Genomic DNA, 17,796 nt, shown 5'->3' with positions numbered 1-17,796 from the left:
GGACTAAATCCTCAGGACGGTGATGGAGTCGGGCGGCGACTCGGGTGGAGAGTGGATGGAGGCGAAGATGTCATGCGCGGCAACAAGCCTTGTCTCGAGCGAGACGGAATGCACAGCTGCCGGACCGCCGGACTCCAGGGGAGGAGCGACGGTGAATGACTTGACCGCAGCGAAGACGACCGTATTCGTCTCCGCTGTCGCCTTGCAGCAGGAGTGCGCGTCCGGCATCGGCTCCCGGCCGCAATCCGCAGGCATGATGCGGCAACACTCAAGCTCGGCTGCGGTCAGCTGGGCTAGCGGGAACAGGCACGCAGCCACCATGCTCGGCGCCAGACTCAACGCCAGCGCGAGAACCGCGAGTTTTCGCAGCCAGTGCATCTGCAAGATTCTACAACGTTCGCGCATCGCCAAGGATGTGACGTGCGTCACGGGCGAAGGTCACTTTGCTGGAGAGGGGGGCAGAGGTGGTGTCAGGTCTATCGTGAAGGAATCAGGACACTTAGAGCATCGGAGGAAATTCCGCAATGCCGATCTAGTAGCGGGGTGCCTCGCCGTGGCCGGAGCTTTCCTTCTCACGTTCGGCGTTGACCTTGGCGGTGATCTCGTTGCGCACGTCCCAGAGAGGCTTGTAGAAGATGTGCTCCATGCGCTGGCGGAGCACTTCGACGGGGGTGCCCATGGTTCCGATCACGCCACCTCCGATGATGCGCTGGGCCAGCTTCAGGTGGTGATAGCGGAAGAGCTGGACGCGCTCGTCGAAGTCGAGCATGCATTCGGCAACTTCATGCAGGCCGAAAAACTCAGCGTGCCGCTTGTAGAGCTGCTCCGCAGTGAGCGAGAGCCGGTCGAGCTCGGCGAAAAAAGCTTCGCCCAGGCGAGGTCCGATGTGCAGCAGGGCAGAGAAGCCCGGCGAGTCCAGCCCGCTGCCGTGTCCCAGTCCGGCGCGGATCACCTGGTACTCGTACGGGGTAATGGTTTCCAGGATATGGAGTTGGGAAACGGGGAAGTCGAGAACAAAGTTGGCGCGGCGCATGAGTCGCGCGGCATTTCCGTAATCGCGCTGGACAAGAGCCTGGCGGGCACGCTCCGCCTCCCAGGCCACCGCCTTCAGCAGCAGCTCGGAACTCTGATGGGTCACCTGGAAGGTGAGCTCATCGGGATGCAGCATCTCCGCCACCGGCTTCTGCAGCGCCAGCAGTTCGTCGGTGCGCAGGTAGCGCTCGTAATCGGAAGCGCCTTGACCGGGGAGAATGGGCTTGCGCAGGTCTTCGGCGTCGGTGGGCTTTTGGGGCTGGGACATTCCGTTCTCTCAGGTCTGACAGACTCCGCGAAGCGGTCTATCAGGCACGATAGATCAGCTCGACGACGGTGCAGTCGTCGCCCAGGGGCGTTTCGCCGCAGAATTCGCGGATGGAGGAGAAGATGCCGTCGAAGGCGCTCTCGCCGGTCACGGCACGTTCCAGACGCTCATCGCCGTAAAAGTCGCCCTGGCTGTTTTCGGCTTCGGTGACGCCATCGGTGACCAGCACGAGCCGGTCGCCGGAAGACAGCTTGCGTTTGCCGGCCTGATAGGTGGCTTCCTGCAGCAGGCCCACGGGCAGGTTGGATTCCTCGATGCGCGAGACACTGCCGTTGGAAACCAGCACCGGGGGCACGTGGCCGCAATTGACGAATTCCAGTTCCCCCTCCGCGCTAAGGCGGGCCACGAACACGGTGGCGTACTTCTCACCGATGGACTTCTCACACAGGAACCGGTTGGCGCCGGTGACGATCTCATGCAGCGGTACGCCGGCCACGGCCTGGGCATAGATCATGCCCTGCAGGATCGAGGCCAGGATGGCCGCCGAGACTCCCTTGCCGCATACGTCGGTAATGACCACCGTCAAGCCGTCCTTGGTGACCACCACGTCGTAGAAGTCGCCTCCAATGTCGCGGCAGGGAAGGTTGCGCGCGTTCAGGCTGGCGAAGGGGACGTCGGGAATGGTGACGGTCATGAGCCGCTGCTGGATGGCTGCGGCGATGGCCATCTCCTGCTGCAACCGGCGGGCCTGCTCTTCGGCGGCGGCCAGGTTGGCGTTCTCCACCAATGACGCTGCTTCGGTCGCGATGGCGCCCAGGATGTCCTGGCTGACGTTGGAGATGTCCTTGGAAGTGAAGCGGCTATCCATGTACAGCACGCCCAGAGTCGTAGCGTCGCCGCCCGACTGTTGCTGTATGGAGCCGCGCCGCAGCGGGATGCAAATCACCGTGCGCAGGTCATACGCCACGATGCTCTGGCGGCCGGCCAGGGCGCTGTTCTTGGTCGTGTCCGTGACCAGAAAGGAGGAGGCGGAGTGCGCAGCTTCCTCCACGATGGAATGTGAAATCGTGCTGTCGTCCACCAGCGTCTGGCCCTTGGCGTTGCGCCCGGCGGCGAGCCTCAGGGAGCTGTCTGGCTGGCGCAGGAACACATAGCCGCGCTCGGCGCCCGTGACCCGCAGCGTGGTCTCGATCAGCGTGATCAGCACCTCGTCCAGCACGCCGGAGGTGTTCAGCTTGCGGGCGGCGTTGAGAAAGAGCGTGAGCTTTTCCAGATCGCTGGCGTCGGCGCGCACTTGCAACCCGTGGATCTGGCTCAGGAATTCGCGCGCGGTGGAGGCCTGCGTGCCGGCGGGGTTGAAGAGCACGAAGGCGCCGTCGCGCATGCCGAACTCGATGCGGTCGTCGGACAGCAGCTTCTTGCGCTCGATTCGCTGACCGTTGACGAAGGTGCCGTGTTTCGAGCCGACGTCGACGACGAAGAAGTCGCCGCCTTCGGCAATGATTTCGGCGTGGTCGCGGGAAACACGCGCATCCGCAATGACCAGGTTCTTGTCGGTCTTGCGGCCCACGGTGAAGGGCGTGTGGTCGAGGGTGATCTGCCGTTGCTCGCCGCCCTGCACGAACACCAGGATGGGAAACGCTCCCGAGCGCCCGGACGGCGTCGGTGTGGGCGTCAGAATGGGCGCGGCGGAGGACATAAATCCCGAAACCTCGACAGGATGAAAATCCTACACCGAAGCGGCTAAGGACGCCAGCGGCCGCCCGGCCACTAGTGGTGGGTCCACTGCGGATCCTCGTCCGGCGTGACCAGGTGGCCATCCCGCATATGCAGGATGCGGTCCCCGACGGTGGCGGCCTCCGGGTTGTGCGTGATCATCAGCACTGTCTGCCCCAACTCCTGGTTCGATTGCCGCAACAGCTTGAGCACGATGTCCGAGTTGCGGGAGTCGAGGTTGCCCGTGGGCTCGTCCGCCAGCACGATCGCCGGGCGGTTGATGAGCGCGCGGGCCAGCGCGATGCGCTGCTGCTCGCCGCCGCTCAGCTCGGAAGGCCGGTGGTCCATGCGCCCTTCGACGCCCAGCATCTGGACCACTTTTTCAAAGTGCCCGCGGTCGGTGGAGCCGTTGGCGCCGGCAATGTCCTGCGCGATGGTGATGTTGGCGCGCGCGTCCAGGGTGGGCAGCAGGTTGAACTTCTGGAAGACGAAACCGATCTTATGCTTCCGCGCCCGCGTCAGTTCCGCGTCGGAAAGCTGGCTGAAGTCGTCGCCGTCGATCAGTACGCGCCCGGAAGTGGCGCGTGTGAGCCCGCCCAAGATGTAGAACAGCGTCGACTTCCCGCTGCCCGAAGGTCCCACGATGCTGACGAACTCGCCCTTCTTGATGCTGAGCGAGATTCCGGTGAGTGCGGGGACCTCCACCTTGCCTATGCGATAGACCTTGGTGACGCTCTCGGCCTGGATGATGGGCGCCATCGCAATCGTTGATGATACACGAACGACATCGCCAGCGGCTTCACCCGGAATGTGCGGGAATTACGTGTTCGCGCCTACCTGTCTCTCCCAGCCCCGTGCGACCAGCAGGTCAGGCGACGCCGACCCTGGTAGCACCCGCCAGCATGTGTGTTGCCCCGATACGGCGCGGGCCGCGCTTGCGCGCCAGCAGGTGCCGGATACGCTCCAACACCTCCGCTGGGGAATAGGCGCCCTTGGGCAGAAAGACATCGGCGCACGTTTCGCGCTCGTAGATGCGGACACGATTGGAGAACAGGATGGCCGGCGTGTGAGGGGACAGCCCCTTGATTTGCTCGATGAGCCGGGCGCCGTCGGTATCTGTCAGGGTCAGGTCGGCGAGCACCAGGTCCACGCCCCCGGCTTGGAACAAACGCACGGCAGCAGCCCCGTTGGTTGCCGTTTGCACGCGATAGCCGTGGGTTTCCAGGATGACTTTACGGATGGAGAGGGCCTGCTCGTTACTGTCCACGCAGAGAATGGTTCGCTTGCCTTTCATGTCGCCTCGTGTTTTCCGCGGCAGCAGAAGGGAGCGCCTTGCAGTCGGCGTACTTCCTCATCTCTTTGCCGGGATTTTTCTTTCGCTCGGGCTGGCGAGAAAAAGCGTCGCGAATCCTACGGGAGGAGGCGTGCGCTGTAAAGTGCCGCCGGTGTCAGTAGCACCAAAGTGCTATTCCACTCGCATGAGGTAGCTGTTCCTGCGCTTCAGTCCGGGCGTTGGCGGGCTCTCGAGATCACCACGCCACTTCGCCTCGCAGCACTTCCACCGTGTTTCCACCGACGCGCACATTGACCACGCGGTCACCTTTACGGCTGGCACACACGTGGATGTGGCTCAGCCGGTGCACCAGGTGTCCCTGCTCGATCAGCGCTGGCTCGTCCGGCCGGGCCACCCCGTGAGCCACCATCCAGGCGGCGGCGCAGCCTGCTGCCGAGCCCGTCGCCGGGTCCTCACCGTTGGAGAAGATCATGCGGGCCTCCAGGCGCGCCTGGGAATTGCGAGCGTCGCGGGTGACGAAGTACAGAAACTTGGCGTCTGAATTCTCCACGTATTCCGCAGCTCGATGCAGGTCGAAGTGCAGACGCTCCAGGGCTTCTCGTGTGCGCACCGGCACGATGGCGAAGGCCAAGCCGGTAGAAACCGTCTGGATCGGCAGAGAGGTATCGAGATCGTCCACCGCCAGCCCGGCCACGTGGGCAATGGGCTCACAGGAATGCACAGAGCCGAACTCAGGATCGTTCTGATGCATCTCGCCGAACACGTCGCCATCCCCGGCGCGGAAGGTGACCGGGATCGTGCCGGCTTCCAATTCCAGCCGCACCTCGGACGCGCCCGACCGTCGGTGGAGGTAGTACGCCGTGCCCAGCGTCGGATGCCCGGCAAAGGGCAGTTCTTCCTCGGGAGTAAAGATGCGCACGCGCACGCCCCGCTCGCGCTCGAGAGCCGCGTCCCGGGGCAAGATGAAGGTGGTCTCGGAGAGGTTCATCTCCCGCGCCAGGGCCTGCATCTCGGCGTCCGAGAGGCCACGTCCGTCCGGAAAGACGGCCAGCGGGTTGCCTTCCAGCGGCGTCGAAGTGAAGACGTCCAATTGCACGAACGGATAGCGGCGCACGCGTCCTCCTGTGATTGACAGCGGTTTTTGGCAGCGCATATTCTAGGGGCCGGATGCGGAACCCGCCAGCTTTTCGCGGCCCGCTGCTGTTGACGGCGTCTCGTCCTTCGGTTCGCCCCTGTTTCTGAGGTTCCCCGCTCGTTTGCGGAGTCCTTGTTGCCGGTCACCGCATCTGTTGGGAATCATGGTCCGGAAATAGCCGGGCCGACACATTGTCTATCCTGAGATTGGAGGAGTTTTCCCATGGCTGAGTACGCGCATCCCGAAGTCTTGGTGAGCACCGATTGGGTGGCGCAACATCACAAGGACCCCAAAGTCGCAATCGTGGAAGTGGACGTGGACACCAACGCCTACAGCGAAGGCCACGTGCCCGGCGCTATCGCTTGGGCGTGGAATACGCAGCTCTGCGACACCGTGCGCCGCGACATTCTTTCCAAGGAAGCGTTCGAAGAACTGATGGCAGCTTCCGGCATCAACAGCGACACCACGGTCGTCCTTTACGGCGACAACAACAACTGGTTCGCCGCCTGGGCGCTGTGGCAGGCCAAGATCTACGGCCACAAGGACGTGCGCTTGATGAACGGCGGCCGCAAGAAATGGCTGGCCGAAGGGCGTGAACTCTCCACCGACGTTCCCACCAAGGCGGCCCGCACGCAATACAAGGCGGCGGCGCCGGACCTCTCCCTGCGCGCCTTCCTGCCCCAGGTGCAGGAAGCCCAGACCAAGCATGCAGCGGCGCTGGTCGACGTGCGCAGCCCGCAGGAGTTCAGCGGCGAAATCCTGGCTCCGCCGGGATTGCCGGAAACCTGCCAGCGCGGCGGCCACATCCCCGGAGCGCGCAGCATCCCCTGGGGCAAGGCCTGCAACGAAGACGGCACCTTCCGGTCCGCGGACGAGCTCAAGGCGCTGTACGGCGGCGAAGGCATCGACGGCTCCAAGCCGGTGATTGCCTATTGCCGCATCGGCGAGCGCTCCAGCCACACCTGGTTCGTGCTCAAGTACCTGCTCGGCTACAAGAACGTGGTCAACTACGACGGTTCCTGGACTGAGTGGGGCAACCTGGTGGGCGCGCCCGTGGAAAAGGGCCCCGCCGCCGCCAGCAAGGCCGCGTGAGGGGTGAACATGAAACCGACTGACTACTCCGAGCGCAAGATTGAACTACACGGCTGGCCCGTGAACCTGACCTCCTACCGGCTGGGCGACATCTACTATTGCAAAGCGGATAACGTCTCCCCCGGGGCGCAAATCGCACGTGCCCAGGGTGCGAGCAAGCAGGAGGCCGAGGAGAAGGCGCTGGCTAAAGCCAAGCAGCGCCTGGGGGCCACTCGGCGCAACAAGGTGTGAGGTTATTGCTGACCACTAGCCACTGACCACTGGCCACTGGTTTATTGCGGAAGCGCATGGGGTCCGGTGATCCTCCCGGTCTTCAAAACCGGCGGGAGGCGGGTCAACCCGTCTCCGGTGCGTTCGACTCGCACTCGCTTCCGCCAGAATCCTTGCCGTCGGATATTGCGCTGGGCGGTGATTGTGTGTTCCCGTTAAAGGCTCCAAGCGTCCAGGTTAATAGGGCTTCGGGACCGGGCCGTCTTTGGCCGGACGCTCACCATAGCGGTCTATAGTTCCCCCTGAAAGGAGTTTGCCATGAGACGAAAGGCACTGATCTCTGGTCTGGTATTCCTCAGCTTGGTAGCGAGCACGGCGGCGCAGCAAGCACCGGCAGCGGCGGCCGCCAAACCCGACGAGCGGCCGGAGGTGCAGAAAGTTCTGGATCGCCAGCTCGACACCATTGAGCGGCTGTTCGTCGGTGCTGCCGAAGCCATGCCTGCCGAGAAGTTCGAATTCGTGCCCACCGGCGGCGAATTCAAGGAGGTGCGCACCTTCGCGCAGCAGATCAAGCACCTAGCCGCCGCCAATCTGGCCATCGCGGCCGCATTGAAGGGCGAAAAATCGCCGTACACGATTCCGGAGATCGTTAGCGGGCCTCCCGACGTGAAAACCCGCGATGAGGTCCTGAAGCTGGTGAAGGATTCCTATGCGGCTGCGCATCAGGCCATTGCGACCATCGACGCAGGAAACGTGACCGAAAGCATTCCCGATCCCTTCGGAGGCAAGATGTCGCGCCTGGCTCTGGCCAACCTGCTGGCCACCCACGGCATGGACCACTACGGCCAGATGGTCGTCTATCTCCGCATGAACGGGGTGGTACCGCCGGCCAGCCGTCGCAACTGAGGTGGCCGGCGTGCGACGCCATTAGTGCAGCAGTACACTCCGATTCGCGCGAGGGACACCTCGTGCTTGACGCCGTACAACCCCGCGCGGTGCGCGCGGTTCTAAGCTGACACGCCCCCTCAAAGGAGTCCGTGTGTCTCGACATCTGCTGATTTGCCTGCTGCTTGCCTCCAGCCTGACCGCGTGGGCTGCCCCGCGTCGCAAGACCTACCCAATGAATGTTCCTGCAGGCGGAGTGCAGACCATCGTGTTCGACGTCGAGGAAGGCGACTTCGTTCTGCGTGGCGATCCCTCGGTGACGGAAGTCCGCATGAACGTTTCCATCGACCGCGCCTGGATCTTCAAGTTGGGCGAGGAAGGCATTCTGAAGCGGCTGATCAAGATCTCGGGCGAAGGCACGCCGGAGCTGACCATCCGCACCGACATCCCGCGATCCATCTCCAACTGGGGCCGCGCGCAGTACCCGATCGACTTCGAAGTGGTCGTGCCCGCAGACACGCACTTGATCCTGCGCGACACTTCCGGCGTGATCGAGGTCTCCGGGATGAAGCGCGACGTCGAGATCAATGACGGCAGTGGAACGTTAACGGTGCGTGGGGTCAGCGGTCCGCTCCAGGTGCGCAAGGAATCCGGCGACGTCGTGATTGAGGATGTTACGGGCAAGACCACCATCGAAAGCCGCTCCGGGCAGATGAAACTCCGCCGCCTGGGCGAGGTGACCGTGGCCGGCTCCGACGGAAATATCGACCTGGCTCAGGCGGCCAGTGCCACCATCCATAACCGCGGCGGCAACCTTAATGTTGCGCACGTCCGTGGCGACCTGGAGATTGACGACGATTCCGGTGAGATCGTGGTCACCGACGTCGGCGGCCGCGTCGTTCTGCGCGATGAATCGGGGCAGATCCGCCTGACCCGCACCGGCCCGGTCGAGATCTCCGATACCTCCGGCGACGTCACGGTGGTGGACGCGACGGGATTACGGGTGCTGTCCAAGGAGTCCGGCGAAGTCAAGGTCCGCAATATCGGTGGAGCCGTCGAGGTTGCCGCCGGCGTCAAGCTCAAGCAGGAGTAGCGGAGCCGGCCGGCAAACGCCATATCCTCTCCCCGCCTACCCAGCGCCCACATAGCCTTCTGTAGGCGTTGCTGCCGTGATGGAAGCGCACACGTCCGTCAATGCCGGGATGAGTTCTTCCTCGTTTCGACATATGTGCGCACGGACCGCCTGGACTAGCTCCATGCCCGTGGCGCGGAGCGTGGGGCCAGCGGCGCTGTTCAATTCCATCTTCATGGCTTGTACCTGCGCGCGCAGTGCCTGATGCTCCCGCCACACTTCCTCGACCAGAAGGCGCATCCGGGGAAACTTCTCCTCGGCGTACGGTAAAGGTCCGGTTTCTTCAGCGGCGCAAACGCGCTCGATGCCGTCATCGAGAAGGTCGAGTGTCTGCTCCAGCACGGCCAGCAGGCGCTTGTCCGAGCGGCAGCCGCCATCCGTGAGCTTGCACAGCAGGACTTCCCAGGTCATAAGGCGTTGGCGCAGAATCTCGTTGCAATCCAGAACTGCCCTCCACTGCTCACCGTTTCTATTCATGAGTACCTCCTGCAAGAATGGCGTTGAATCCAGACGCCCCTGCGGCTACTCGTGGCTTCATCCCCTCACCATGAAATGCGGTTAACATCTAACCAGCGACCCGGTAACGTCCTTCGACCAGGGCGGGAATGAGCTCCTCTTCTTCGCGTCGCATGTGCGCCCGCACGGCCTCCGCCAGCTCCATCCCGGCGGTGCGTACCCGCTCCGAGGTCTCGAACGTTGCTTCACTCAGTTGCCGGTGCATGCTCTCCAGGCTTTCGCGCAGATCGTCGTGTTCCTGGCGCAGTTCCTGCACCAGGTCGCGCGTGTCGGGCTGATGCTCCTCAGCGTCGGAGTACAGCCCCAATTCCTCCGTCGCAAAGCTGCGGCTGAGGTCCTGTTCCAGCAACTGACGTACGAACTGCAATATGGTGATGAGTCGCGTATCAGAGCGGAAATTCTCGTTTGCCAGCTGGAACAGCAACAGCTCCCAGGTCAACAATCGGCTGCGCAGCACGTTGTTGCACTCCAGAACAGCATTCCATCGAGGGTCGGATCTGGGCATAAGGTCCTCCTTTCTCCCGGGATTTCGGTTGGCCGGGCCACTTCGCTTTCCACCTTTGGGGAGGGCACGTCCGCACGAACCTCCTGTGCGACGCGGCATTCCTCGGCTGGCGGAAAGCCGGATGGGCGGAGCGACGGGCGGGATCGACCCGTCGCTCTGCCGCCTTCCGCCAGGACTACTTGGCTTGCGCGATCAGTTCCTTCGGAGTAGCCAGGTAACCGGTCACCTTGTTCTTATCCACGCCGAACACGACCACTTCGTACAGCTTGCGGTCCTTCCCGGTGTAGAACTGCATGGGCTCGAGCATGGTCCGGTCCTTCTTCTCGATGGTCCGGTCGTCGGCAATCACATTGACCGTGAACTTGCTCCGTTTGGGATCTGACTTTTTGAGTTGCAGGCTGATATCGGCCACTTGAACGGGCTGTCCTTTGGCCAGGGCGAACTCGTGGTAATTCTTCTCACCCCTGCGCCTCAGGATCTCCAGTTCTTCCCGCGTACGCGCGATCAGGCCGCTCTGCACGCCCAGGTCGCCTACCGCGCGTTCCAGCTTTTCCCGGTTGGCGACGATGTCGGACCTGGCGCTATCCACGTCCGTTCGTACGCCCCCCACCGCGGTCCGCACTTCTTCCACTTCGCCGTTGACGGCACCGAACTGTTCCTCCTGCTGCTTGGCCAGGCGAGCGACCGCAGCCCGCTGCTGGCGCTTGAGGGTCTCGGTGCGCGCTTCCAGTTCCTGCTGGGTCACTCCGACCTTCTCGGCGATGGCTTCCGTTTCCGCACGCAGGTCGGTGCGCGCCGCGGCGAGTTCCTGCTTCGCCGTTTCATCCGCTGTGATCAGCGTTTTCTGGCCGGTCTCCAGGGACGCTACGCGCGCCTGCAGATCGAACATCACGTAGAGCGAGGCGAGAACATAAATGCCGGCGATAGCAATGATCAGTACCTTGCTGCCCGAACCCGATGACTCCCCCCGGGCCGGCTTTGCAGACGATTCACTTTCCAACATGATGACACCTCCGGATAAAGTGGGCTGGATGGCCCGATACACAAGCTTAGTTGCCGCCTTGGGCTGTGGGGTTGCCGAGGTCAGCCCGGCCAATCGGCCTCCCTGGCCGGACTTGCAGCCGGGCGGGTAAGCCTCCGGGCGGAACGGCTTCAGGGTTGTCCTTGAAGTCGCGCGATGACTCGCTCGATGGCTTGCCGCACCGCTTCCCGCGCAGCCTCGTCGGGATAGGGCTGCCGCGGCCAGAAGAATCCGCGCAGGCCGTCCTTGCGGCGCCGGGGTACCACGTGCACATGCAGGTGCGGCACGCTCTGGCTCACGCGGTTGTTGATCGCCACCAGCGTCCCCTCGGCTTGCATAGCCTCCTCGACGGCGCGGGCCACCAGTTGCACGTCCGCGAATACGGGAGCTACCGCTTCGGGCGGCAGGTCCGCCAACGTCTCGTAATGTCGCAGCGGAACCAGCAGGCAGTGGCCGGGAAAGAGCGGCCGCTGGTCGAGGAAAGCAAGGGTAGCTTCGCTGCGGAAGACGACCGCAGCCTTTTCGGCGCCGGCCACAATGTCGCAAAAAACGCAGCGCGAAGCTGGACGCTTGGCGGACACAGAGATCAGCCTTACCGGGCCCGCACCGCGAACTCGAACACGTCCGGCCGCGCGTAGTGCCCGCTGACGTCGAGTGTCATCTTCTCCTCGTCGATTAGGGAGAGGTCGAGGTCGGCGGTGAGGATGGTTTCGCGCTCGAACACCGGGTCAACCACGGTGCTGCCGTCAGGAGCGAAGATGGCGCTGCCTCCGCGGCACAGCAGGGAAGTGGGCTTCATGCCGCGCGGGCGCGCCAGTTCTTTGGGCAGGTCGCGCGCGGGCATCATCAGCCCCACGCAGAGCACGAAGCAGCGGCCTTCGAAGGCGTAATGCCGGCTGGCCAGGTGGTGCAGATCGTGCGCCGTGGGCCATACCGCCACGTGGATGTGCTCGCCGGAATTGTGCATGGCCTGGCGGGCCAAAGGCATCCAATGCTCCCAGCAGATCAGCCCGCCCACACGCCCGGCTGCGGTTTCCACCGCTTCCAGCCCGCCGCCGTCGCCCGTCCCCCACACCATGCGCTCGGTGTAGGTGGGCATCAGCTTGCGGTGCACGTTCAGCACCCTGCCGTCAGGACCCCAGGTGATCAGCGAGTTGTACAGAGTGCCGTTGCCGGGGCCGGAGTCCACGCGCTCGTTCACACCCATGACCACAGTCAGACCCAGTTCGCGGGCGCTGCGCGCCAGCGCACCGGCCTCCTTGCTGTCGAGGCTCAGGCTGTTCTGCCGCAGCCGCGCGAACACCTGCTTCACCGGCTTGTGGTTCCAGAGCGCGGCATCGGGACACGAATCCAGCCACGCCGGATATCCGGGCAGCCAGGTCTCGCCAAAGGCCACCAGCTTCGCCCCTTTGCGGGCGGCCTCGCGCATCAGGCGCTTCGCCTTCGCCACGCTGGCGGCCAGGTCCAGATACACGGGCGCGGCCTGGATCACGGCCACGCGGACAGGCTTGGGCTTGCTCTTCATGCGGTTTCTCCGGAGTCTTGATTCGGTTTGAGAGTCAATCGCATCTCGTTCGTGGACACGAATCCCATGGATGTATAGAGCGGGCGGCCTTCGTCGCTGGCATGCAGCCAGACCACGGGAAAGCCGCGGTCGCGGCACCATTCGACGATGACTTCCATCAAGCGTCGAGCGACGCCCTGGCGGCGGAACTCGGCATACACGTACACGTTCAGCACGTACGCCCGATGTGGATTGAGATTGAGCGGGTGTGTCAGCCATGCATGCACAACGACCCCGCCACCGCCCATGACCCGGCCGTCCGCCGCCACGGCCAGCCAGCCGCGGTAGCTGCCGTCCTTCAGGCCCGCCAGGATGTAGGGCTCGCTGGTCGCGTGCATGGCATCGAGCGCGGCTTCGTCCGTGAAACCCATGTCGCGGAACATCAGCCGCCGGTGGCGCATGATTTCCGGCGCGTCGGCGAGCGTAGCTTCGCGAATGGCGAGGGCTGCGGGCTTCATTCCGCCTCGGAGAGCATCTTGCCCAGCGTGGGCTTGTGTTTCGGCTGGTGCTTGCGCTGCTTCTTGACGTCGGGGGCACGCCGCGTCGGTGGGGGCGCGCCCACGCGTTCCCGGGCCATCTCCTTCACCGCCTTTACCGCCTTGAACTTCTTGCGTTTCTTTGCCATCCGGGCTCCATCGATTATGCAATAATCCTCCGGCCCGCCGCATAGCCAAGTCCGGAGTGGCTGGGGCGTAACTGGATTCGGTTTCGCGGAATGCGGAAGCGGACAACGGTCCTATGGAAGAGCGCGACTTTTTCGACGAGAAGGAAGAAAAGAAGCCGGCTACCCTGTACTGCCCCAGTTGCCGCCAGAGCGCCGAGTACGATCTGATCTGGCTGGTGCGCCACAAGAAGAAGAGCCTGCCGGGGCGCGCCGACGAGCGCGACCGCGCCCGCTTCGCCAAGCTCCGCTCCTACATGGTCCGCAAGGACGACCTCGTGATGTGCAAGAACATGCGCTGCCGCAAGCGCATCGAGATTTCGAGCGTGCAGTCCATTGTGTTCCTGGAATAGTCGCCACAGGGTACAACGAACCCAGAACCAGTGCCCCTGCTGACGCCTGAATCGCCATTCATTTATACTTTCCCTTCGCCCTGAGTTGCGTTTTCGCTCTCTGTCTGAGAACTGAGAACCGAGAACTCATTTATGAAGATCCTGGTCTGTATGAAGCAGGTCCCGCAGAAAGATGCCCCGCTTAAGCTCAACGAGGCCGGCAACTGGATCCGTGAGGACACCAGCTACGAAGTGAACGAGCCCGATGCCTTCGCCCTGGAAGAGGCGCTTCAGCAGAAAGAAAAGGCCGGAGGCGGTGAAGTCGTGGTGATCACCGCCGGTCCGGCGCGCGCCCAGCAGGTGCTGCGTGAGGCGCTGGCTAAGGGCGCCGACCGCGCCATCCACCTGGAAGACGACGGCTTCGTCACCCTCGATGCGCTCAACACGGCGCGCGCCTTCGCGGCCGCCATCAAGGACGAAAAGTTCGACATGATTTTTACCGGCCTGCAGTCCGACGACTACGGCTTCGCGCAGACCGGGGTGATCCTGGCGGAACTCTTGGGCTGGCCGCACGCCACCATCATCATGGAGATCAAGAAGGGCGGCGCGCCGGGTTCCTCGAATGAAGCCGCTGGCATCCGGGTCAAGCGCGAACTCGAAGCCGGCTATTTCCAGTACGTGGATATGCCTTTGCCCGCCGTGCTGACCATCCAGTCCGGGCTCAACAAGCTGCGCTACGCCACGCTCATCGGCATCAAGCAGGCCAAGAACAAGCCGCTGCGCAAGGTGACGCGAGCGGAAGTCGGGAGCGCCCTGGCTCCCAACCAGCAGAAGATCGAGCGGTTGTACGTGCCGCAAAAAACCAAGCAGACGGAGATGCTGCAGGGCGCGCCCGCCGAAGTCGCGAAGAAGCTGGTGGAGAAGCTGCGCAACGAGGTGCGTGTCCTGTGAGCCACCCTGCTGCTGCCGCTCGCGAGCCCCGGACTTCCGCCGCCGCCCGCCTGCTGATCGCATTGGGCGTCTTCTTGTTGTTCGGCTGTGTGATGATGGCCGCGGTGCTCCTGCCCTTCGAGCGCGAAGTCGGCTTCACCTGGGTGACCACGGTCCTGGCAGTGGACGCGTTGGCTGGTTTTGCTTTCGTGACTCTGGGAATTCTCAAGACCCAAAGGCCCGTAAAGGGCAAGCACTGAAACTTGCTACTCGGTACTCGCAACTGGGTACTAGGTACTGAGAACTGAGAACCGGGAACTGAGAACAACGAAATGGACATTCTGGTCATCGTCGAGCAACGCGAAGGCAAGTTGAACCGCGTTTCCTGGGAGACGCTCACCGGCGCGCAGCGCATCGCCGCCGAAACCGGCTGGACGCTGGAGGCCGCGGTCGTCGGCTCGGGCGTCGGTCCGATCGCCCAGGAAGTGGCGGCCAAGAAAGTCGCCAAGGTGTATGCGGTCGAATCGCCGCGGCTGGAGCCCTACACGCCCGACGGCTTCGCTGCCGCTATCCAGCAACTCGTGGCGCAGAAGCAGCCGCGGCTGGTGCTGATGCCGCATACCTACCAGGTGCGCGATTTCGCGCCCAAGCTGGCCACGGCGCTCGACCGCGCCCTGATCAGCGACGCCATCGGCTACCGCAAGGAGGGCGACCGGCTGCTCTTCACCCGCCAGATGTTCCAGGGCAAGTTCGCGGCCGACGTCGGCTTCACCGGCGACCCGCCCTGGTTCGTCACCTTCCAGACCGGCTCCTTCCGCGGCGACCAGGTCGAAGCCGGCGCAGCCGCCGCTCCGGTTGAGACCGTCAACGTGGAGATTGCCGAAAGCGTCATCCGGAACAAGCCGCAGGAGGTCTTCAAGGAAGCCAAGCAAGCCGTCGACCTCACGCAGGCGGAGATCATCGTGGCCGTGGGCCGCGGCATCAAGGAGCAGAAGAACATCGAGCTGGCCAAGCAACTGGCCGAAGCGCTGGGCGGAGAACTGGCCGCCTCGCGTCCCATCTGCGACTCCGGCTGGCTGCCCATGGACCGCCAGATCGGCTCCTCCGGCCAGACCGTGGCCCCCAAGCTCTACCTTGCGCTCGGCATCTCCGGCGCCATCCAGCACATCGTGGGCATGAAGGGCTCGCGCGCCATCGTCGCCATCAACAAGGATTCCGAAGCGCCCATCTTCGAAATCGCCGACGTAGGCATCGTCGCCAACTTGTTCGACGTGGTCCCGCCCCTGATCGAGGAAATCAAGAAGGCGAAGTCGGGGAGCTAGCCGCGGAGTTTCACGGATAGGCACGGATCAAGCAACTCGGAATTGAAGTCTCTCGACAATTTGGGTTCATCAGCGTTGATCCGTTGCCGATTCTGGTTCTGAGCGCCCGATGATTGTTTTTCGCAAGCCGCTTGAGGGTGTCACTCGCCCGGAAATGCCCGCCGACGTTGTCATCGTCGGCGGAGGTCCTGCCGGTATGGCGTGCGCTCTGCGGTTGTCGCAATTGATCGACCAGCACAACAGCGCCCATCCCGAAGCGCAGCTCTCGAAAGAAAACATCTACGTTCTGGAGAAGGCCCGCGAAGTCGGCCAGCATTGCCTCTCAGGCGCCATCCTTGATCCCCGCTCCATGCGCGAGCTGCTGCCCGGATTCGAGCAGGAAGCCCCGCTAGACGCCGAGGTCACCAAAGAAGCGGTGTATTTCTTTACCGAGAGATCGCAGTTCAAGCTGCCCATCACCCCGCCGCCGCTGCGCGACCACGGCAACTACGTCATCTCGCTCAACCGCTTCGTCAAGTGGCTGGGCGAAAAGGTCGAAGCCGCCGGCATCACCATCTTCACCGGCTTCGCCGGTTCCGAACTGCTCTACGACGGTGACCGCGTTTCCGGCGTCCGCACCGAAGACAAGGGCGTGGACAAGACCGGCCAGCCCAAAGGCAACTTCGAGCCCGGCTATGACCTGAAGGCCAAAGTCGTAATCCTGGCCGAAGGCCCCCGCGGCTCCCTGACCAAGCAGCTTGTGGCGCGCTTCTCGCTCGACCGCGATACGAACCCGCAGGTCTACGGCGTAGGTGTGAAGGAATTATGGGAACTGCCTCCCGGCCGCGTTGCTCCCGGCGAAGTCATCTACACCATGGGCTGGCCGCTCACCACCCGGGAATACGGCGGCGCCTGGATCTACGGCTCCAAAGACAACGTCATCTCGCTCGGCTTCGTCACCGCGCTCGATTACGCCGACCCGCGCCTCGACCCGCAGCGCGTGTTGCAGGAATTCAAGCGCCATCCGTTTGTCGCCAAGCTTTTGGCCGGCGCCAAGATGATCCGCTACGGCGCCAAGACTTTCCCTTACGGCGGCTGGTTCGCCATCCCGCCGGTTGCGGGCGATGGCTGGATGCTGCTGGGCGACTCCGCCGGCTTCCTGAATTCGCAGCGCCTCAAGGGCATCCATCTGGCCATCAAGAGCGGCATGCTGGCCGCGGAGACCGTCTTCGAGAGCCTGCGCAGCGCCGACTTCTCCGCCGCAGCGCTCGGCCGCTTCCAGCAGCGCGTCGAAGAGAGCTGGATCCGCGACGAGCTGTGGCGCGTCCGCAACTTCCACCAAGGCTTCGAGCACGGCTTCTGGCGCGGCATGTTCCACGCCGCCCTCCAGCAGGTCACGTTCGGCCGCGGCCTCTACGCGCGCTACCAGGCCCATGCCGGACACTCGCAAATGAAGAAGCTCTCCGAGCTTCCCGCCGAAGGCGGCGCTCGCGCGCATCTGCTCGGTCCCGCCAAGGGCGACAAGGTCCTCACCTTTGACAAGCTGACGGACCTTTATCACTCCGGCACCAAGCACGAAGAAGACCAGCCCGCACACCTGGTCATCCACGACACCAATATCTGTAACTCGCGCTGCGTCGAGGAATTCGGCAATCCCTGCCAGAACTTCTGCCCCGCCAGCGTCTACGAGATGGTCGAGGACCCCGCCGCTCCCCGCGGCAAGCAGATCCACCTGAACGCCTCCAACTGCGTCCACTGCAAGACCTGCGACATCATGGACCCCTACCAGATCATCACCTGGGTCCCGCCCGAAGGCGGGGGCGGCCCGAACTACGACGGGATGTAGATGGAAGCGGCGTACAAGCTGACACCAGAAGAGTATCTCCAGGCGTGGCGAGTGCACAGCCTGAAGGGACCTTCACTGCAACTGCGTGCTTCGGCCGTGCTGGGATGGGTCGCCCTCGCCATCTTTCCCCTCGCCGGCTTGATAATGATTGTTTTCTACCCGGAGAGAGCGATCGAAGGCGCGATTTGGATCGGGATGGGCGCACTGTACATTCTCTGGTACTACTGCCGGCCCCTCTACCAGGCAAAGAAAGCATTCCGACAACACCGACACTTGAGCCAGGAGGTTGTCCTCCGCATAGGCGAGGATCAAATCGAGTTCGCCGGAGCGTTTTCTAGACATTTCTTTTCGTGGGA

At 63.5% G+C, this 17,796-nt stretch carries 23 protein-coding genes and 1 tRNA gene; 11 read left to right on the top strand and 13 right to left on the bottom strand.

Annotation, left to right across the window (positions count from 1 at the left end; all coding sequences use genetic code 11):
• Nucleotides 1-3 precede the first annotated feature (3 nt).
• The 6 genes from VLE48_00855 to VLE48_00830 all read right to left on the bottom strand — a co-directional run bounded on the left by VLE48_00855 (nucleotide 4) and on the right by VLE48_00830 (nucleotide 5,424).
• Nucleotides 4-378, bottom strand: a complete 375-nt coding sequence (locus VLE48_00855; GenBank protein HSA91534.1) for a hypothetical protein — start codon at nucleotides 376-378, stop codon at nucleotides 4-6.
• Between the two features lie 154 nt (nucleotides 379-532).
• The gene (locus VLE48_00850; GenBank protein HSA91533.1) at nucleotides 533-1,300 is read right to left on the bottom strand and encodes a tryptophan 2,3-dioxygenase family protein; all 768 of its coding nucleotides are present in this window, start codon (nucleotides 1,298-1,300) and stop codon (nucleotides 533-535) included.
• 40 nt (nucleotides 1,301-1,340) lie between these two features.
• The gene (locus VLE48_00845; GenBank protein HSA91532.1) at nucleotides 1,341-2,999 is read right to left on the bottom strand and encodes a SpoIIE family protein phosphatase; all 1,659 of its coding nucleotides are present in this window, start codon (nucleotides 2,997-2,999) and stop codon (nucleotides 1,341-1,343) included.
• A 71-nt stretch (nucleotides 3,000-3,070) separates the two neighbouring features.
• The gene (locus tag VLE48_00840) at nucleotides 3,071-3,775 is read right to left on the bottom strand and encodes an ABC transporter ATP-binding protein (protein HSA91531.1); all 705 of its coding nucleotides are present in this window, start codon (nucleotides 3,773-3,775) and stop codon (nucleotides 3,071-3,073) included.
• Nucleotides 3,776-3,884: 109 nt separating this feature from the next.
• Nucleotides 3,885-4,310, bottom strand: a complete 426-nt coding sequence (locus tag VLE48_00835; protein ID HSA91530.1) for a response regulator — start codon at nucleotides 4,308-4,310, stop codon at nucleotides 3,885-3,887.
• A 235-nt stretch (nucleotides 4,311-4,545) separates the two neighbouring features.
• Nucleotides 4,546-5,424, bottom strand: a complete 879-nt coding sequence (locus tag VLE48_00830) for a PhzF family phenazine biosynthesis protein (GenBank protein HSA91529.1) — start codon at nucleotides 5,422-5,424, stop codon at nucleotides 4,546-4,548.
• A gap of 243 nt (nucleotides 5,425-5,667) precedes the next feature.
• Between VLE48_00830 and VLE48_00825 the strand changes: the two genes are divergently transcribed.
• The 5 genes from VLE48_00825 (at nucleotide 5,668) to VLE48_00805 (ending at nucleotide 8,725) form a co-directional block, all read left to right on the top strand.
• On the top strand, nucleotides 5,668-6,537 hold the full coding sequence (locus tag VLE48_00825) for a sulfurtransferase (GenBank protein HSA91528.1): 870 nt from the start codon (nucleotides 5,668-5,670) through the stop codon (nucleotides 6,535-6,537).
• A gap of 9 nt (nucleotides 6,538-6,546) precedes the next feature.
• Nucleotides 6,547-6,768, top strand: a complete 222-nt coding sequence (locus VLE48_00820) for a hypothetical protein (GenBank protein ID HSA91527.1) — start codon at nucleotides 6,547-6,549, stop codon at nucleotides 6,766-6,768.
• Between the two features lie 48 nt (nucleotides 6,769-6,816).
• Nucleotides 6,817-6,914: transfer RNA gene (locus tag VLE48_00815), tRNA-Sec, on the top strand.
• A gap of 151 nt (nucleotides 6,915-7,065) precedes the next feature.
• Nucleotides 7,066-7,653, top strand: a complete 588-nt coding sequence (locus tag VLE48_00810; GenBank protein HSA91526.1) for a DinB family protein — start codon at nucleotides 7,066-7,068, stop codon at nucleotides 7,651-7,653.
• 133 nt (nucleotides 7,654-7,786) lie between these two features.
• Nucleotides 7,787-8,725, top strand: coding sequence for a DUF4097 family beta strand repeat-containing protein (locus VLE48_00805; protein ID HSA91525.1), 939 nt, complete (start codon nucleotides 7,787-7,789; stop codon nucleotides 8,723-8,725).
• 36 nt (nucleotides 8,726-8,761) lie between these two features.
• Here the strand turns inward: VLE48_00805 and VLE48_00800 are convergent, their stop codons facing one another.
• The 7 genes from VLE48_00800 to VLE48_00770 all read right to left on the bottom strand — a co-directional run bounded on the left by VLE48_00800 (nucleotide 8,762) and on the right by VLE48_00770 (nucleotide 12,995).
• Nucleotides 8,762-9,241: a hemerythrin domain-containing protein gene (locus VLE48_00800; GenBank protein HSA91524.1), complete on the bottom strand. Its 480-nt coding sequence runs from the start codon at nucleotides 9,239-9,241 to the stop codon at nucleotides 8,762-8,764.
• An 88-nt stretch (nucleotides 9,242-9,329) separates the two neighbouring features.
• The gene (locus VLE48_00795) at nucleotides 9,330-9,785 is read right to left on the bottom strand and encodes a hemerythrin domain-containing protein (protein HSA91523.1); all 456 of its coding nucleotides are present in this window, start codon (nucleotides 9,783-9,785) and stop codon (nucleotides 9,330-9,332) included.
• Nucleotides 9,786-9,960: 175 nt separating this feature from the next.
• Nucleotides 9,961-10,788, bottom strand: coding sequence for a hypothetical protein (locus VLE48_00790; GenBank protein ID HSA91522.1), 828 nt, complete (start codon nucleotides 10,786-10,788; stop codon nucleotides 9,961-9,963).
• A gap of 149 nt (nucleotides 10,789-10,937) precedes the next feature.
• Nucleotides 10,938-11,387 carry an HIT family protein gene (locus VLE48_00785; protein HSA91521.1) on the bottom strand — a complete coding sequence of 150 codons (450 nt, stop codon included), beginning with the start codon at nucleotides 11,385-11,387 and terminating at the stop codon, nucleotides 10,938-10,940.
• An 11-nt stretch (nucleotides 11,388-11,398) separates the two neighbouring features.
• Nucleotides 11,399-12,331 carry a carbon-nitrogen hydrolase family protein gene (locus VLE48_00780; protein ID HSA91520.1) on the bottom strand — a complete coding sequence of 311 codons (933 nt, stop codon included), beginning with the start codon at nucleotides 12,329-12,331 and terminating at the stop codon, nucleotides 11,399-11,401.
• Entirely contained in the window at nucleotides 12,328-12,828 is a 501-nt protein-coding gene (locus tag VLE48_00775; GenBank protein HSA91519.1) for a GNAT family N-acetyltransferase, read from the bottom strand. The genes VLE48_00780 and VLE48_00775 overlap by 4 nt, the downstream gene beginning before the upstream one ends.
• Nucleotides 12,825-12,995, bottom strand: a complete 171-nt coding sequence (locus tag VLE48_00770; protein HSA91518.1) for a hypothetical protein — start codon at nucleotides 12,993-12,995, stop codon at nucleotides 12,825-12,827. The genes VLE48_00775 and VLE48_00770 overlap by 4 nt, the downstream gene beginning before the upstream one ends.
• Before the next feature lie 113 nt (nucleotides 12,996-13,108).
• Between VLE48_00770 and VLE48_00765 the strand changes: the two genes are divergently transcribed.
• The 6 genes from VLE48_00765 to VLE48_00740 form a co-directional block, all read left to right on the top strand.
• Nucleotides 13,109-13,384 carry a hypothetical protein gene (locus VLE48_00765; GenBank protein HSA91517.1) on the top strand — a complete coding sequence of 92 codons (276 nt, stop codon included), beginning with the start codon at nucleotides 13,109-13,111 and terminating at the stop codon, nucleotides 13,382-13,384.
• 132 nt (nucleotides 13,385-13,516) lie between these two features.
• On the top strand, nucleotides 13,517-14,314 hold the full coding sequence (locus VLE48_00760) for an electron transfer flavoprotein subunit beta/FixA family protein (GenBank protein ID HSA91516.1): 798 nt from the start codon (nucleotides 13,517-13,519) through the stop codon (nucleotides 14,312-14,314).
• The gene (locus tag VLE48_00755) at nucleotides 14,311-14,553 is read left to right on the top strand and encodes a hypothetical protein (GenBank protein HSA91515.1); all 243 of its coding nucleotides are present in this window, start codon (nucleotides 14,311-14,313) and stop codon (nucleotides 14,551-14,553) included. Before VLE48_00760 ends, VLE48_00755 begins: the two co-directional genes overlap by 4 nt.
• A 72-nt stretch (nucleotides 14,554-14,625) precedes the next feature.
• Nucleotides 14,626-15,615, top strand: coding sequence for an electron transfer flavoprotein subunit alpha/FixB family protein (locus VLE48_00750; protein ID HSA91514.1), 990 nt, complete (start codon nucleotides 14,626-14,628; stop codon nucleotides 15,613-15,615).
• A gap of 109 nt (nucleotides 15,616-15,724) precedes the next feature.
• Nucleotides 15,725-17,440: an electron transfer flavoprotein-ubiquinone oxidoreductase gene (locus VLE48_00745; protein HSA91513.1), complete on the top strand. Its 1,716-nt coding sequence runs from the start codon at nucleotides 15,725-15,727 to the stop codon at nucleotides 17,438-17,440.
• A partial coding sequence (locus tag VLE48_00740; protein HSA91512.1) for a hypothetical protein occupies nucleotides 17,441-17,796 on the top strand: 356 nt, incomplete at its 3' end.

The sequence above is a fragment of the Terriglobales bacterium genome, assembly GCA_035454605.1.
In the GTDB taxonomy this organism is placed as follows: Bacteria; Acidobacteriota; Terriglobia; order Terriglobales; family Acidobacteriaceae; genus DATMAB01.
This window is presented reverse-complemented; position numbering and strand designations above follow the sequence as displayed.